This is a genomic window from Mycoplana rhizolycopersici, from assembly GCF_013378445.1.
Classification (GTDB): Bacteria; Pseudomonadota; Alphaproteobacteria; order Rhizobiales; family Rhizobiaceae; genus Mycoplana; species Mycoplana rhizolycopersici.
The window spans coordinates 1-530 of sequence record NZ_JABXYK010000061.1 but is presented as its reverse complement, the minus strand read 5'-3'; the positions used below and the strand labels follow the sequence as shown (position 1 = coordinate 530).

General features: G+C 57.5%; 1 protein-coding gene. It reads right to left on the bottom strand.

Going from position 1 to position 530, the window contains the following annotated elements:
- Window positions 1–80: 80 nt before the first annotated feature.
- Window positions 81–530: TOBE domain-containing protein (locus HV823_RS27530; protein ID WP_176952627.1), on the bottom strand; the 450-nt coding region annotated here is incomplete at its 5' end.

The window sequence follows — 530 nt, the reverse complement described above, 5'->3', positions numbered from 1 at the left end:
CCTTGACCATCTCGGGATCGAGCGCGGATGTCGGCTCAACCGCCTACCGTTCTTTGGGCACATCAATTGTGTGCAAGGCACTATTGCGTCAGCGCATGAGCCTCCAGAATGCGTCCCGCGATGGAACAACCTTTCGCGTTGAACAGGTGGATGTCGTTCGTTCGGACAGTGAAACGGACAGGGTCCATCCTCGCGTATGCTTTGTCGTCCACCGTCTTGATCAGGTATTTTTGAGCAGAACCGGCCATATCGACGTAAAGAATCTGAACTTCGCCGAGATGCTCGACGAAATCGACCGTGCCCGTGAGCACTGGGCCACTTTCCCCGGACGGGGTGATCTGCGTGTTTTCAGGCCGAATGCCGATGCTGATCCTTTCGCCCACTGACAGCGCTCCGCGATCGTCAGACACGTCCAGCGCCGCGCCGCACTCGAGCATGAGATGCACAACGCCTTCCGACTTGCCGACGACCTTGCCTTCGAGAATGTTCATCGCGGGCGAGCCGATGAACTGAGCGACGAAAAGGTTAGC